The sequence below is a fragment of the Bradyrhizobium sp. USDA 4341 genome, from assembly GCF_054063755.1.
Window position 1 is genome coordinate 282,539 of sequence record NZ_JBSSGO010000002.1, and the last position, 15,445, is coordinate 297,983.

Annotated in this window: 15 protein-coding genes; 11 read left to right on the plus strand and 4 right to left on the minus strand. The window is 65.5% G+C overall.

Annotation, left to right across the window (positions count from 1 at the left end; all coding sequences use genetic code 11):
* Window positions 1–28: 28 nt before the first annotated feature.
* Both ACVIGB_RS07040 and ACVIGB_RS07045 read right to left on the minus strand, forming a co-directional pair.
* Entirely contained in the window at window positions 29–427 is a 399-nt protein-coding gene (locus ACVIGB_RS07040) for an MAPEG family protein (protein ID WP_456723251.1), read from the minus strand.
* Window positions 428–554: 127 nt separating this feature from the next.
* Window positions 555–2,363, minus strand: a complete 1,809-nt coding sequence (locus ACVIGB_RS07045; protein ID WP_456723250.1) for a PHA/PHB synthase family protein — start codon at window positions 2,361–2,363, stop codon at window positions 555–557.
* Between the two features lie 293 nt (window positions 2,364–2,656).
* On the opposite strand from ACVIGB_RS07045, the gene ACVIGB_RS07050 reads away from it, so the two are divergent.
* The 7 genes from ACVIGB_RS07050 (at window position 2,657) to ACVIGB_RS07080 (ending at window position 10,502) form a co-directional block, all read left to right on the plus strand.
* On the plus strand, window positions 2,657–2,944 hold the full coding sequence (locus ACVIGB_RS07050) for a hypothetical protein (RefSeq protein ID WP_092113855.1): 288 nt from the start codon (window positions 2,657–2,659) through the stop codon (window positions 2,942–2,944).
* Window positions 2,945–3,159: 215 nt separating this feature from the next.
* Window positions 3,160–4,380 carry an LL-diaminopimelate aminotransferase gene (locus tag ACVIGB_RS07055; RefSeq protein WP_092113857.1) on the plus strand — a complete coding sequence of 407 codons (1,221 nt, stop codon included), beginning with the start codon at window positions 3,160–3,162 and terminating at the stop codon, window positions 4,378–4,380.
* A 38-nt stretch (window positions 4,381–4,418) separates the two neighbouring features.
* A complete protein-coding gene (locus ACVIGB_RS07060; protein WP_092113859.1) occupies window positions 4,419–5,738 on the plus strand; it encodes a homoserine dehydrogenase in 1,320 nt (439 codons plus the stop codon).
* Window positions 5,739–5,818: 80 nt separating this feature from the next.
* A complete protein-coding gene (gene glpX / locus ACVIGB_RS07065) occupies window positions 5,819–6,817 on the plus strand; it encodes a class II fructose-bisphosphatase (RefSeq protein ID WP_173643387.1) in 999 nt (332 codons plus the stop codon).
* A 138-nt stretch (window positions 6,818–6,955) separates the two neighbouring features.
* Window positions 6,956–7,675 (plus strand): haloacid dehalogenase type II, encoded by a 720-nt coding sequence (locus tag ACVIGB_RS07070; RefSeq protein WP_456723249.1) that lies wholly within the window; start codon window positions 6,956–6,958, stop codon window positions 7,673–7,675.
* A 154-nt stretch (window positions 7,676–7,829) separates the two neighbouring features.
* Window positions 7,830–9,671 carry a single-stranded-DNA-specific exonuclease RecJ gene (recJ, locus tag ACVIGB_RS07075; protein ID WP_456723248.1) on the plus strand — a complete coding sequence of 614 codons (1,842 nt, stop codon included), beginning with the start codon at window positions 7,830–7,832 and terminating at the stop codon, window positions 9,669–9,671.
* 18 nt (window positions 9,672–9,689) lie between these two features.
* A complete protein-coding gene (locus tag ACVIGB_RS07080) occupies window positions 9,690–10,502 on the plus strand; it encodes an SDR family NAD(P)-dependent oxidoreductase (RefSeq protein WP_456723247.1) in 813 nt (270 codons plus the stop codon).
* A gap of 237 nt (window positions 10,503–10,739) precedes the next feature.
* Here ACVIGB_RS07080 and ACVIGB_RS07085 read toward each other — a convergent pair whose 3' ends face one another.
* Both ACVIGB_RS07085 and ACVIGB_RS07090 read right to left on the minus strand, forming a co-directional pair.
* Window positions 10,740–11,975, minus strand: coding sequence for a lytic murein transglycosylase (locus ACVIGB_RS07085; RefSeq protein ID WP_456723246.1), 1,236 nt, complete (start codon window positions 11,973–11,975; stop codon window positions 10,740–10,742).
* A 113-nt stretch (window positions 11,976–12,088) separates the two neighbouring features.
* Complete coding sequence (locus ACVIGB_RS07090; RefSeq protein ID WP_456723245.1) at window positions 12,089–12,661, minus strand: MarR family winged helix-turn-helix transcriptional regulator; 573 nt, start codon at window positions 12,659–12,661, stop codon at window positions 12,089–12,091.
* A gap of 83 nt (window positions 12,662–12,744) precedes the next feature.
* Here ACVIGB_RS07090 and ACVIGB_RS07095 point away from each other — a divergent pair, with 83 nt between their 5' ends.
* The 4 genes from ACVIGB_RS07095 (at window position 12,745) to ACVIGB_RS07110 (ending at window position 15,398) form a co-directional block, all read left to right on the plus strand.
* A complete protein-coding gene (locus tag ACVIGB_RS07095; RefSeq protein WP_456723244.1) occupies window positions 12,745–13,224 on the plus strand; it encodes a carboxymuconolactone decarboxylase family protein in 480 nt (159 codons plus the stop codon).
* Window positions 13,225–13,261: 37 nt separating this feature from the next.
* Entirely contained in the window at window positions 13,262–13,768 is a 507-nt protein-coding gene (locus ACVIGB_RS07100; RefSeq protein ID WP_456723243.1) for a cupin domain-containing protein, read from the plus strand.
* 195 nt (window positions 13,769–13,963) lie between these two features.
* Window positions 13,964–14,857 (plus strand): dihydrodipicolinate synthase family protein, encoded by an 894-nt coding sequence (locus ACVIGB_RS07105; protein ID WP_092113885.1) that lies wholly within the window; start codon window positions 13,964–13,966, stop codon window positions 14,855–14,857.
* A gap of 118 nt (window positions 14,858–14,975) precedes the next feature.
* Window positions 14,976–15,398, plus strand: a complete 423-nt coding sequence (locus ACVIGB_RS07110; protein WP_092113888.1) for a chorismate mutase — start codon at window positions 14,976–14,978, stop codon at window positions 15,396–15,398.
* Window positions 15,399–15,445: the final 47 nt, after the last annotated feature.

A 15,445-nucleotide genomic window follows, 5' to 3' on the forward strand; every position in this document is an offset into this window, starting at 1 on the left:
GTCACCGCCGCCGGCGCGAGTGTGTTGCTCAGACGATCTTGAAGATCGCGATCGCCAGCACGGCCTGGGCGATGAAGCCGACCGTGAAGGCCAGGGTGCGGAACACCGGCAGGCCGAGCGTGTAGACGATCAGATGCGCGACGCGGGCCCAGAAATAGACGGCGCAGGCCAGCACGGTCCATTTGGTGGAATAGTCGGCCGCGTTGAGGATCAAGACCAGCGGCGCGAAGATCACGAGGTTCTCGACCGCGTTATCATGGGCGAACATCAGCCGGTTGGCCCATTCGGCGTGCGGCTTGTCGTTGCGCGACGGATTGCCCATGGCGCCGGAGAGGCCGCGCACCTGGCAGCGGTTGATGATGTAGGGAACCCACAGCAGCCCGGTCAGGATCACCGTCAGCGACAGCCAGAACAGTTCGCGCGTCATCGTCTCCCCCTCACGTGAATTCGATTCCCGACCGTCGGGACCGTCTGTTTATAGCTGAGCGGAAGACCTGGCGCTACGCGAAGACTTTGCGCTACGCGAAGACTTTGCGCTACGCGAAGACTTGGCGCTACGCGCGGACGCGGACATAGCTGCCCGGAGCGTCCTCGAGCGCCGACACCCCGTTCGAGCCCACAATGCGCGCCGGCACCGTCTCCGGGTCATGGCTTTCCAGCCAGCCGCGCCAGTCGGGCCACCACGAACCCTTGTGCTCCTCGGCGCCTTTCAGCCAGTCGGCGAGCTTCATGTCCTTGATGTTGTCGTTGGTCCAGTACTGGTACTTCTTCGAGGCCGGCGGATTGACCACGCCGGCGATATGGCCGGAGCCGGCCAGCACGTATCTCACCGGGCCGCCGAAGAACTGCGAACCGTAGAGCACCGATTCCGCCGGCGCGATGTGATCCTCGCGTGCGGCGAGGTTGTAGACCGGCACCTTCACCTTCGACAGATCGAGCAGCGTGTTGTCGAGCACCATCGTGCCGGTCGACAGCCGGTTCTCCAAATAGCAGTTGCGCAGATAGTAGGAGTGGTTCGACGAGGGCATCCGCGTCGCGTCCGAATTCCAGTGCAGCAGGTCGAACGAGGAGGGCGGCTGGCCCTTCAGATAATTGTTCACGACATACGACCAGATCAGGTCGTTCGAGCGCAGCATGTTGAAGGCCATCGCCATCTTGCTGCCCTCGAGCACGCCGGATTCCTGCATGTCGCGTTCCAGCGCCGAGATCTGGTCTTCGTCGACGAACACCAGAAGGTCGCCGGCGTGAGTGAAGTCGACCTGCGCGGCAAAGAACGTCGCCGACGTCACGCGCTGGCGGCGCTTCTCGGCGAGATAGGCGAGCGTCGAGGCGAGCATGGTGCCGCCGACGCAATAGCCGGCGGTGTGCACCTTCATCTCGCCGGTGACCTTCTCGATCACGTCCATCGCCGTGAGCGGGCCTTCGGCCATGTAATCGGCCCAGGTCTTCTTGCCGAGCTCCTTGTCCGGATTGACCCAGGAGATCACGAACACCGTGATGCCCTGGTCGACGCACCATTTGACGTAGGATTTCTCAGGGCGCAGATCGAGGATATAGAACTTGTTGATCCATGGCGGCACGATCAGGAGCGGCGTGCGCAGCACGTTCTCCGTCGCCGGCGAATACTGGATCAGCTGCATCAGCTCGTTCTGGTAGATCACCTTGCCCGGCGTCGTCGCCATGTTGACGCCGACCTCGAGATTGCTCGAATCGGACTGGCGGATCCGCAGCGTGCCGTGGCCGGCCTCGATATCCTCGGCCAGCATCTTCATGCCGCGGACCAGATTGTCGCCATTGGTCTCGACCGTGGCGCGCAGCACTTCCGGATTGGTGAGCACGAAATTCGACGGCGCCAGCGCGTTGGTGATCTGCTGGACGTAGAATTCGGCCTTCTTGCGGGTGTGCGGATCGATTCCGTCGGCGTCGTGGACCAGCTGCTGCGCCCATTTCGCGGTCAGCAGATAAAGCTGCAGGATGAAGTCGAAGAACTGATTCGACTTCCACTCCGGATCCTGGAAGCGCTTGTCGCGCGGGGCCGGCGTGATCGCCGGCCTGGCATCGGCTTCGCCGGCCATGCGGCGCACGGCCGATCCCCAGAGATCGAGGTAATCCTTGCCGAGCTGCATTTGCAGCGACGAGGCGCGCTCCTTGTCGGCCAGCCAGTATTCGGCGATCACGCTGAAGGTCTTGATGACCTCACCGAGCTCGTTCGGCGGCTTGTCGCGGACTTCCCCGGTCTGGCGCGGCTTGAGATAGGCTGCCAGCGCCTGGCCGCTGCTCTCCATCGCCCGCGCGATGTTCATGGCGAAGGCTTCGGCGTTGAATTTCGGGGTGGCTTGGGTGTCGGTACTGACGTTGCTCATCTGAGGGACAATATCGCGTCGTTTGGGGGGCGTCATCGCGCGGTGCGGTAGCGAAAATCGGTCAAAAGCCGATGTTTCGCTCTGTTGCGGTGCGATAAAAAAATCTTTGTTCCGTCATATTGAAGCCTCAGGGGTCGCATTTGGTGTTCACGCTTTAAGCGTTTCGGGCGACAATGGTTTGAAACGGCTAAAGCCAGGATTAATGCAGCAGGGACGCTGCAAGGCTCGTACCAGTGCGACCCGTGTCGGCAATGTGCGACGTGCGCGCTAGCTTGTTGGGGACAATTCGGCGCATGCCGATCGATCGAATGAACAGGGGGCTCGCGGCCGCAGCGCTGCTCGCGTCGATGCTGGCGCTGAGCGGTTGCTCGAGCACGATCGCCGATATGGCCATGCCGGCCGATGCGCCGGCGCGGCAAAAGGACGCCAACGGCTATCTCCCGGTGCACGACCTTCCGCCCGACCGCGCCGATCCGACGATCAAGCCGGCGGATCAGGCCAAGATCGAGCAGGAGCTGGTTGCCGCGCGTGATCGCCAGGCCCAGGCTCAGGCCGCGACGGCAGCCCAAAGCGGAAAGTGAGCGCGCGAGATTGGCCGATCAGCGCTGGCGCCGTCCGGCGTCCGTGCTAAAAGAAACCCAATTCAACCGCAGATCCGGCCGCTGTCCCCAGACCGTGCGCCTGAATTCGCTCTAAATCATTGATTCAGTGCGATTTCTGTAAGAGGCCGAGCCGGCTTCCGCAAGTCAGCCAAGGGGGACGATTCTGGCATCGCGGTTGTCGGAGCAAGGGTCCCATGGAAGATTTTTACCGCATTCGCCGTCTGCCGCCTTACGTCTTTGAAAAGGTCAACCAGGCCAAGGCGGCCGCGCGCAATGCCGGGGCCGACATCATCGACATGGGCATGGGGAACCCGGATCTGCCGACCCCGCCCCACGTCATCGAGAAGCTCAAGGAGACGCTGGGCAAGCCGCGGACCGACCGCTACTCGGCCTCCCGTGGCATCAACGGCCTGCGCAAGGCCCAGGCCGCCTATTATGGGCGCCGCTTCGGCGTCAAGCTGAACCCCGATACCCAGGTGGTTGCGACGCTCGGCTCGAAGGAGGGGTTTGCCAACGTTGCGCAGGCGATCACCGCGCCCGGCGATGTCGTGCTGTGCCCGAACCCGAGCTACCCGATCCATGCGTTCGGTTTCCTGATGGCGGGCGGCGTGATCCGTTCGGTGCCGTCGGAGCCGACGCCGCAGTTCTTCGAGGCGGTCGAGCGGGCGATCCAGCATTCGATTCCGAAGCCGATCGCGCTGATCGTCTGCTATCCGTCGAACCCGACCGCCTATGTCGCGGACCTCGACTTCTACAAGGATCTGGTCGCGTTCGCGAAGAAGCACGACATCTTCATCCTGTCCGATCTGGCCTACGCGGAAGTCTATTTCGACGAGAACAATCCGCCGCCGTCGGTGCTGCAGGTGCCCGGTGCGCTCGACGTCACCGTCGAATTCACCTCGATGTCGAAGACATTCTCGATGGCCGGCTGGCGCATGGGCTTTGCGGTCGGCAATGAGCGCATCATCGCGGCACTGGCGCGGGTCAAATCCTATCTCGATTATGGCGCCTTCACGCCGGTCCAGGTGGCGGCGACCGCCGCGCTGAACGGCCCCGACGACTGCATCCGCGAGATGCGCGACACTTACCGCAAGCGCCGCGACGCGCTGGTTGAGTCATTTGGCCGCGCCGGCTGGGACATTCCGCCGCCGCAGGCCTCGATGTTCGCCTGGGCGCCGCTGCCCAAGGCGTTCGAGGCGGTCGGCAGCATGCAGTTCGCAACCCTGATGGTGGAGAAATCCGGCGTCGTGGTGTCGCCGGGCGTTGCGTTCGGCGAGCATGGCGAAGGCTATGTCCGTATCGCGATGGTGGAGAACGAGCAGCGCATCCGGCAGGCCGCGCGCGGCGTACGCCGCTTCCTTGAAAGCGGCATCGAAACGTTGCACAACGTCGTTCCTCTCGCCAACCGGCGCTAATCCTTCCAGGTTGCTCAATCTCCAGGTCCCTTAAATCCATGGTCGCACCCCTGAACGTGGGCATAGCGGGGCTCGGCACCGTCGGTGCCGATGTCGTCCGCCTCATCGAAACGCAAGGACGGGCGCTGGCCGAGCGCAGCGGCCGCGGCATCCGCGTCGTCGCCGTCACCGCGCGCTCGAAAGCCAAGAAGCGGGGCCTCGACCTACGCGGCATCGCCTGGGCGAAGAGCCCGCAGGCGCTGGCCGAAGATCCCAATATCGACTGCTTCGTCGAACTGATGGGCGGCGCCGGCGATCCCGCGCTTTCCGCGATCGAGACCGCGCTGAAGGCCGGCAAGTCGGTCGTGACCGCCAACAAGGCGCTGATCGCCAAGCACGGACTGCGGCTTGCCGCCGCCGCCGAAAAGCACGGCGGTGCGCTGAATTTCGAGGCCGCGGTCGGCGCGGCGATCCCGGTCATCAAGACGCTGCGCGAGGGCCTCGCCGGCACCAGCATCAACCGCGTCTACGGCATCCTCAACGGCACCTGCAATTACATCCTGACCCGGATGGAGCAGGAGGGTTTGTCGTTCGAAGAATGCCTGAAGGACGCCCAGCGTCTCGGCTATGCCGAAGCCAACCCGTCATTCGACGTCGATGGTCACGACACCGCGCAGAAGCTTGCGATCCTGGCGAGCCTCGCTTTCGGAACCAAGGTCGCCGAAAGCGCGGTCTACGTCGAAGGCATTTCCTCGATCACGCCGGAAGACCTCAAGGCCGCCGCGGAACTCGGCTACCGCGTCAAGCTGCTCGGCGTTGCCGTGCGCACGGCAAAGGGCATTGAGCAGCGCGTGCATCCGACCATGGTGCCGAAATCATCCTCGATCGCGCAGGTGATGGGCGTCACCAACGCGGTGGCGATCGACGGCGAGGGGATTCCTCCGATCACGCTGGTCGGCCCCGGCGCCGGCGGCGGCGCGACCGCCTCGGCCGTGGTCGCCGACATCGCCGACGTCGCCCGCGGCATTCGTGCCAAGCCGTTCGGGCGTCCGGTGGAGCGGTTGCGCGACACCACCAAGGCGCCGATGGAACGCCATGAGGGTGGCTACTATATCCGCCTGATGGCGCGCGATCTTGCAGGCACTGCTGCAACAATCGCCACCCGGCTCGCGGAACAGAAGATATCTCTGGAGTCCATCGTGCAACGGCATCCGGATGGCGTCGATGTGAACGGTGCGGCCAAAAAACCTTCACCGGTCCCGGTCATTCTGATTACCTACGCGACCAGCGAGGATGCGGTGCATCGCGCGCTGGCCGCAGTGCAGCGCGATAAGGTCATCAGCGGCCGGCCGCAGGTGATCCGGATCGAGAAAAACTAACGCATGACCTGAACGGGTCGGGCGTGAGACGATTGATGCGGGCAGGCTGGCCTGTCCCCGAGGCTTTAAGGAGTACGCCGATGTCGACCCATATTTCCGTTCCGCCGCAGATGCTGCTCGAGCGCATCCTGACGCTCGAAATCGTGCGCGTGACGGAGCGCGCGGCGGTGTCGGCCGCGCGGCTGCGCGGCCACGGCCAGGAGAAGGCCGCCGACAAGGCCGCGGTCGACGCGATGCGGCGCGAGCTCAACAAGCTGCCGATCGAGGGCACCATCGTGATCGGCGAGGGCGAGCGCGACGAGGCGCCGATGCTGTTCATCGGCGAGAAGGTCGGCCTCAATGCCGGCCCGAAAGTCGACATTGCGGTCGACCCGCTCGAGGGCACCACGCTGTGCGCCAAGAACATGCCGGGCTCGATCGCCACCATGGCGATGGCCGACGGCGGAACGCTGCTGCACGCGCCCGACGTCTACATGCAGAAAATCGCGATCGGCCCGGGCTACGCCAAGAACGTGATCGAGCTCGACGCGCCGCCGGCCGACAACGTCCGCCGGCTCGCCAAGGCCAAGGGCGTCGATCCCAGCGCCATCAACGTGCTGGTGCTCGACCGTCCGCGCCATGCCGACATCATCAACGGCGTGCGCTCGACCGGCGCCGCCGTGCAGCTGATCACCGACGGTGACGTCGCCGGCGTCATTCACTGCGCCAAGCCCGATGAGACCGGCGTCGACATGTATATCGGCACCGGCGGCGCGCCCGAGGGCGTGCTGGCAGCAGTCGCGCTGCGCTGCATCGGCGGCCAGATGCAGTGCCGCCTGATCCTCGACACCGAGGAGAAGCGCGCGCGCGCGCACAAGATGGGCGTCACCGATCCGAAGATGATCTACGGCATCGAGGATTTGGCGAGGGGCGACTGCCTGTTCGCCGCCACCGGTGTCACCACCGGCTCGCTGCTCTCAGGCGTGAAGTTCAAGAAGGACGTGATCGAGACCGAGACCGTGGTGATGCGCTCGGTCACCGGCACCGTGCGCTACATCAAGGCCGAGCACCGCCAGCTGGAGAAGTTCCACCTGGATTGATGACGGCTGTCGTTCCGGGGCGATGCGCAGCATCGAACCTTAGATGCGCAGTTGTGCGTCGGGGGAGCTCGAGATTCCGGGTTCGCGCTCACACGCGCCCCCGGAATGACGCAACAAGAACAACAAGGGGAGGCACCCATGTCCGATCTTTCCGGCGTCAAGGCACTGGTGTTCGACGTGTTCGGAACCGTGGTCGACTGGCGCAGCAGCCTGATCAACGATTTCACCAAATGGGGCGAGGCGCGCGGCATCAAGGCCGACTGGACGGCGCTGGTTGACGGCTGGCGCGCGGTCTATGCGGCCTCGATGGACGAGGTGCGCAAGAACCCGCAGAACGGCTATGTCATCCTCGACGTCCTGCACCGCCGCTCGCTGGAGAAGCTGGTCGCGCAATTCGACATCAAGGGCCTCACCGAGGCCGACCTGCACTATTTGACGCTGGGCTGGCATCGCCTGCACGGGTGGCCCGACAGCGTCGCCGGGCTGACGCGGCTGAAGAGCAAATACATCATCTCGCCGCTGTCGAACGGCAACGTCGCGCTGCTCACCAACATGGCGAAGTTCGCTGGTCTGCCCTGGGACCTCGTGATGTCGGCCGAGCTGTTCGAGCACTACAAGCCGGATCCGGAAACCTATCTCGGCGCGGCAAAGCTGCTCTGCCTGCCGCCGGAGCAGGTGATGATGGTTGCCGCGCACAATTACGATCTCAAGCACGCGCAAAAACACGGCCTGAAGACGGCGTTCGTCGCGCGGCCGACCGAATACGGTCCGTTGCAGAAAGTCGATTTCGAGGCCACCGGAGAATGGGACATCGTGGCCAAGGATTTCGGGGAAATCGCCACCCGGATGGGCTGCTAGAACTGGTCTGCTATTCATTGAAGCGCTACGATTCCTGCCCGAAGCCTCGGTTCTGATTGGATCAGAGCCGAAGCCCTAGGTTTGTTTTGACGCGTTTCCGTCACGCGAACCGCTGCCCACTTCGCTCGAAAACGCTCTGGCTCCAGAAGGGATCATGACGCTCCACGCATCCGCACTGCCCGTCGAGGCGCCACAGGCGTTCCTTGGCGTGAGGCGGTCGCTGACCGGAAAGCTCTGGCGCGACCGGCTGGACGCGCGCGGGGCGGCGCGGGCGCTCGCGATCGTGCAGCGGCACAATCTGCCGGAAATGCTGGCGCGCGTGCTGGCCGGCCGCGGCGTCGCGATCGACGAGGTTACCGACTTCCTCGACCCGACCATCCGCAAGCTGATGCCGGACCCGCACACCGTCACCGAGATGGAGCATGCGGCCAAGCGGATCGCGGATGCCGCGGTGGGCGGCGAGAAGGTCGCGATCTTCGGCGACTACGACGTCGACGGCGCGACCTCGGCGGCGCTGCTGACCTGGCATCTGCGCCATTGCGGGCTGGATCCGCTGATCCACATTCCCGACCGCATCTTCGAAGGCTACGGTCCGAACGTCGACGCCGTCCGCGCCCTGGCGGCCAAGGGCGCGACGCTGCTCGTCACGGTCGATTGCGGCACCACCAGCATCGAGCCGCTGGCGGAAGCCAAGAAGCTCGGCATGTCGGTCGTGGTGATCGATCATCACCAGACCGGCGATGAGTTGCCCGAGGTCGACGCGCTGGTGAATCCGAACCGGCCCGACGATCTCTCGGGCCTCGGCCACCTCGCGGCCGTCGGCCTGGTGTTCGTCACATTGGTCGCCGTGAACCGCGAGCTGCGCCGGCGCGGCTTCTGGACCCGTGAGATGCCGGAGCCCGATCTGCTCAGCGTGCTGCATCACGTCGCGCTCGGCACCGTTGCCGACGTCGCGCCGCTCATTGGGCTTAACCGGGCCTTTGTCGCCAAGGGCCTGATCGCGATGCGCCGCCGCGACCATGTCGGCCACACCGCGCTGATGGATGTGGCGCGGCTCAATGGCCCGCCGGAGGCCTGGCATCTCGGCTTCATGCTTGGCCCGCGCATCAATGCCGGCGGCCGCATCGGGCGCGCCGATCTCGGCGTGCGGCTGCTGCTCGAAGGCGATGTCTCGGAGGCCGCGCGGATCGCGGCCGAGCTCGATCGCCTCAATGCCGAGCGGCGGGTGATCGAGCAGGCGGCCGAGGCGCAGGCCGAAGCCGAAGCGCTGGCCTCGCTCGGGCTCGAGGACAAGGGCGCGGTGATCGTCACCGCGGCGGAAGGCTGGCATCCCGGCGTGGTCGGGCTGGTCGCGGCGCGGCTGAAGGAGAAGTTCGCGCGTCCGGCCTTTGCGATCGCGCTCGAGCCGGGCGGCATCGGCACCGGATCGGGCCGCTCGATCGGCGGCGTCGATATCGGCAAGGCCGTGCGGCAGGCGGTGCACGACGGTCTGTTGATGAAAGGCGGCGGGCACGCGATGGCGGCCGGCGTCACGTTGCGCAAGGAGAAGCTCGCCGAATTCCGCGCCTACATGGAGAGCGCGCTGGCGGCCGACGTCGCCAACTCGCGTCACGAGAACGAGCTGTTCATCGATGGCGCCGTCACCGCCCGCGCGGTGACGCCGGAATTCGCCGCGACGCTCAATCGCGCAGGTCCGTTCGGTGCCGCCAATCCCGAGCCGGTGATCGCGCTGCCGTTGCATCAGCTGGTCTATGCCGACGAGGTCGGGCAGGCGCATTTGCGGCTGCGCTTCAAGTCCGGCGACGGTTCCATCGTCAACGGTATCGCGTTCCGCTCGGTCGGACAGAAGCTCGGCAGCGCCTTGACGCAAAATCGCGGCCAGCAATTGCACGTGGCAGGCTCTCTTGCAGTCGACCGTTGGCAAGGCACCGAACGTGTGCAATTCCGTGTGCTCGACGTCGCGGCACCGGATCAGGGCCCGGCGGTGATCAAATAAGAAACGTTGGGAGTGGACATGGCAGGACAGGTTGAAGGCAAGGTCGCGCTGGTGACCGGCGGCGCGTCGGGTATCGGCGAGGCCATCGTCGAATTGTTCGCGCAGGAAGGCGCGACGGTTGTTGCGACCGACATCGACGAGTTGAGGGGGCCCGAGCTCGCGGCGCGGCTCAAGAAGGCTGGTCGTGAGGTCGTCTTCCTGCCGCAGGATGTCACCAGCGAGGAGCGCTGGATCGAGGTCATCGCTGACATCGGCAAGCGCTATGGCCGCCTGGATATCATGGTCTCCAACGCCGGCATCGGCATCGGGGCGCCGTCGATTGTCGAGATGTCGCTCGCGGACTGGCGCCGGCAGACCGCCATCAATCTCGATGGCGTATTCCTGTCGGTGAAGCATTCGCTGCCGCTGATGCGCAAGCATGGCGGCGGCTCGATCATCATGATGTCGTCGCTGGCCGGCCTGCGCGGTGCGGCGACGCTCTCCGGCTACAGCGCGACCAAGGGCGCCGTGCGGCTGTTCGCCAAGTCGATCGCGATGGAATGCGCGCAGGTGAACGACGGCATCCGCGTCAACTCCGTGCATCCCGGCATCATCGACACGCCGATCTGGGGCAAGATTCCGACCGGCGCGACGGGCGCGGGCCAGAACGCGCCGATCGATCCGGAGGAGCGTGCAAGGTTCGCCACGCCGCTCGGCCGCGCCGGCCAGGCGATCGAGATCGCGCAAGGCGTGCTCTATCTCGCCTCCGATGCGTCGCGTTACGTGACCGGCACCGAGCTCGTGATCGACGGCGGAATGAACGCCGGCGGCGTGGTGCGGCAACCGAAATAGTCTCCGTCATTGCGAGGAGTTGAGCGGCGCATTTGCATCCCAACCGTCGTCGTCCCTGCGAAAGCAAGGACCCACACTCCGCGGCCGATGTTGTGAACGGGACTTGTCATTCCAGCGGCAACCCGCGACCCGTTAGCAGTAAGCTGTCGTAGCCCGCATGAGCGGAGCGATATGCGGGAAGAACTACCCCGGGTATCGCTTCGCTCACCCGGGCTACGCAGCTATGACCACGAGCGGCTAGCCACCTTGCCGCAACCGCGCCAGCACCTTGAGCCCGCCGTACCCGTCGGCGGGCAACAGGCCGGTCTTGGTCTGGAAATCCTTGATCGCCTGCATGGTGTCATTGCCGACGCGGCCGTCGGTGCCGCCGGTGTCGAAGCCGGCCTTGGTCAGCCGCGTCTGCATCTCCTGCACCTCGGCGAGCGTCAGCGCGCGCTCCGAGCCCGGGAACGGCTGGATGAAAGGCGGCCCGCCGAGACAGCGATCGCCGAGATGGCAGATCGCCAGCGCGTAGTTCATCGAGGGATTGTAGCTCTTCACCGAATTGAAGTTCGGGCCGAGCAGGAAGGCCGGGCCGCCGGCGACCGGGATCCAGAGCTGCGCCGATGCGTTCGGCTGCGGGAACGGCTGGCCGTCGGCTCTGACGACGCCAGCGCTGGCCCAGGCTGCGTAGGTGCGGCTGCCGCTGGTGCCGCCGCTCTGTGCACGAACCTCGTAGCCCCAGTGCTGGCCGCGGTGCCACTTGCCGCGATTGACGAGATATTTCGCGGTCGAGCCGAGCGCGTCGTCGGGGCGGCCGAACGGCGAGACCTTGCCGTCGCCGTCATAGTCGAATCCGACATTGAGCCAGACTTCCGGCATCCACTGCGAATGGCCCATCGCGCCGGCCCAGGAGCCGTTCATCTCCTGCGGCGTGCTCCAGCCACGCTGCACGATCTTCATCGCGTTGATCAGTTCGGTCTCCCAATAGGCCTTGCGGCGCGGCTCGTTCCAGGCGAGTGCGGCAAGCGAGGGAAACACCGGCGTCATGTGGTTCTGCTGCACCAGCGGATCGCCATAGGCTGATTCAACGCCCCACAGCGCGAGCAGCGTGCCGCGCTCGACGCCGAAGTCGCGCTCGATCCGGGCGAACAGCGCCTCGTTCTTCTTCAGTGCCTCGCGGCCGTGGATGACGCGCCAGTCCGAGACGCGGCGGTTGATGTACTGCCAGATCTGCTCGTGGAATTCAGGCTGGTTGCGCATCTGCTTGAACACGCTCATGTCGGGCTCGACCTGCGCCATGCAGCGATTCCAAGTCGCCTCGGAAATGCCTTTTGCCAGTGCGCGGGCGCGAAAATTGTCGCGCCATTGGTCGAAGCCGGGAGGCGCGGCCGCCAGCGCGCCGAATGGATTGGCGAGCGTCACGCCTGCCGCGAGCGCCGCCTTCAGGACGGCGCGGCGGGCAGGGGAATTCAAAGAATCAGGCTGTTTCATCGGGCCAGTGTAGCGGCGCCGATCGGGTGAGCCAAAAGCCACGCCGCCGCAGGAGCAATATTTGAGCATGCCCTTTGTCGGAAAAACCGGTTCCCGCTTTTCCGGGGCATGCTCTAGCTATCCTGCAAATCTGTGGCGATTTTTGACAGCCATTGCCGGACGATCTGCTCCGATCTGGCGTCGAGGCTGACGGCGAGCCGGCGCTCCTGGGCCTGGGCGATGTGGCGGCATTTCTCCAGGAGCGCGGTTCCATGGCTGGTCAGCGTCCATTGCAGCACCCGGCCGTGGACCGGGTGCGGCGTCTTGCGGATCGCGCCGTCCCGCTCGAGGTTGCGGATGATCACGCTGACGGTCTGCGGCGTCAGGAATGCCACCCGGGCCAGATCGGCGCCCGAGAGCCCCGGATAGGCTTTCAGCATCGTCAGCACGACGAATTGGGGAGAGGTGACGCCGAGGCCAGCCAGCTCGCGCTCCATCGATAGCCGCGAGGCCGCATTCGCCTGGCGCAGCAGGTAGGCGAGGTAGCCCTGCTCGCCGCGCTTGCCTTCGCCGGGCGGCGGGACGGCAGAGGCGGGCAGGGCGTCTGCGGCCGATCCTGCCCCGATCGCTGCCTTGCCCGCCGCCGCTTTCCCCGCCGGGCGCCGCCCGGCTGCGCCGGATTTCCCTCGTTTCTGCATTCCCGCCATGTTGCCTTCGCGAATGTCTGCGTCTTGCTCAATATCAGAGCTCTGATAATATGTCAGTACACTGATAACATGAGGCCAAGCCAATGTCACATGCCCGCAAGGAATACACCGACTTCGAGAAGCTCGCCCCCGATGTCTTCGCCGTCGTGCGTGACCTCGGCCAGTTCGCGGCGAAGGCCGGTCTCGACAAGCAGCTGCTCGAACTGGTCAAGCTGCGCGCCTCGCAGATCAACGGCTGCGCCTTCTGCGTGCAGTATCACATCCTGCAAGGCGAGAGCCTCGGCGTGCCCACAGACAAGCTGAACCTCGTCGTGGTGTGGCGCGAGGTGCGGCAGTTCTCGGCCCGCGAGCGCGCGGCGCTGGCCTGGACCGAGGCGCTGACGACCCTGCCGAACGGCGTCAGCGACGAGGTCTATGCGGAGGCCACCGCTGAATTCTCCGAAAAGGAGCTGACCTACCTGACCTCGGCGATCGCCTCGATCAATGTCTGGAACCGGTTCGGCGCCGCCTATCGCTGGACGCCGCCGCCGCGCAAGCAGCGGGCGGCCGCGGCGGCTTCGTGAGACGGAACGAACGGCAATTGACAGGGGAGGACAACCGATGACTTCGATGGCGATGACACCATCTCTCTCATGTGCGCGGCCGCCGTGGCCGGTCTTGCTGGCCGTGATCGCGGGACTGGCCTCGGCCTTCGTGATCGGCAAGGCGCTGCCGACCCCGATGGACGCGATCTCCGCGGTGATCGCGCCGCTCTGCGCGAGTGCCAATGCGGCATCGCCGCTCGACAAGGTCGAGGTCATCACCTCGCATGCGTTGCCGAACGTGGCGGGCAAGCGCGTCACCGTCGTGCGCGTGTTCTATGGTCCCGGCGGCTTCACGCCGCCGCACCGCCATTCCGGCTCGGTGACGGCCTACATCACCAAGGGCGAGATCCGTTCCCAGCTCGGCGGTGGGCCGGTCGAGACCTTCAAGGTCGGCCAGTCCTTCTTCGAGCCGCCGGGCTCGACCCACATGGTCTCGGCCAATGCGAGCACCACGGAGCCGGCGGAACTGATCGCGGTGTTCGTCGCGGACGAGGGCGCGCAGCTGACCACGATGCTGGAATAGCCGCCGGCAACTCCGATCGATGCCGGCCCAATTCCGCAGATCGCACGCGCCGTCGAGCACTGGACCAGTTTGCTGTGAAGTCCGCAGCAAACTGGACCTTGCAAGCGGAATTGGGCGCGGTGATTGATGGCGCGGCGGTGACGACCGCAATGCGATCGCGCCGCTCGCGCGGCGGTCAACGAACAGGAGCAACCGATGGTCAATCTCAAGGGGCTTTCCGCCTTCCCGATCACGCCCTCGAATCGAGATGGGCAGGTCGATGCGGGAGCGCTTCGCGCATTGCTGGAGCCCCTGATCGCGGCGAAGGTGGATTCGATCGGGCTGCTCGGAAGCACCGGCTCATATCCGTATTTCAGCCGCGATGAGCGACGGCGTGCCGTGCAGGCGGCGGCCGCCCTGGCAGGTGGCAAGACGCCGATCCTGGTCGGTGTCGGCGCGCTGCGCACCGATGATGCGGTGAAACTGGCGCAGGATGCACGCGATGCCGGCGCGGCGGCAGGCCTGCTGGCGCCGGTTTCCTATACGCCGCTGACCGACGATGAGGTTTTCGAGCATTTTCAAACAGTGGCGCGCGAAAGCGGATTGCCGATCTGCATCTACGACAATCCGGGCACGACGCATTTTCGATTCACGCCGGCTCTGATCGGCCGCTTGAGTCACGTTGCGGGAATCCTGGCGGTGAAGAGTCCCGCGCTGGACGCTGCCGCGGTGCCGGGCCATATCGCCGAATTGCGCGCCGTTGTGCCGAGCGGATTTTCGCTCGGTTACAGTGCCGACTGGAATTGCACGGAGGCGCTGCTGGCCGGCGGCGAGACCTGGTACAGCGTTCTCGCAGGAATTTTCCCCAAGGTCTGCGTCGACATCGTCCGTGCCGTCGCAAGTGGCGATGCCGCCAGGGCGCGGCAGCTTGACGCGCGGCTGCAACCGGTCTGGCAGCTGTTCAAGACATTCTCCAGCCTGCGGGTCGCCTACGCGATCGCCAATCTCAGAGGGATCTGCGCGGCCGAGCCTCCGCGTCCGATCCTGCCGTTGCCCCCGGACGCCCAGAAGAAGGTTAGTGAAGTGTTGGCCGGAATGGAGATCGGCTGATCGGATCGATGCGGTTCGCGATGGAATTCGCGGTCGCCCCATCGCCATCACGGCTTCCATCGGCGCGCAAAATCGGCTTAACAATCGCCCGTCGTGCTCGCTGACTGGGAGGCGTTCGATGCGATTGCCGGTGGTTCTGTTGACGCTTCTGATCCCTGCGGTGGCGTGGGCCGAGGAGCCCGCGACCAACGCGCCGGCGTTGTGGGGCAGTCCCACCGTCGACAACGGCGCCTGCTGCGAGACGCTTGGCGAGGTGCGCAGCAACATCGACCGGCTCGACCGCGAGATCGTGCGCCTGATGGCCGAGCGCGGCCGCTACGTCCATGAAGCCGCCCGCTTCAAGGCCAACCCCGCGCAGGTCGAAGCGCCCGAGCGCGCCGAGGCGGTGGTGAAGAAGGCGATGGCGCTTGCGGAAGCGGACGGGCTGTCGCCCAAGGTTGCGGAAGCCGCCTATCGCGCAATGGTGCGCGCCTTCATCGACTACGAGCAGGGCATCTTCGCAGACGCCGCGGCACGCGGCGATACGCCCTGGAAGAAGTAGGCGGCCTATCGCAACACGGTGCAGCTTCCCAATCCGCGCAATGACGC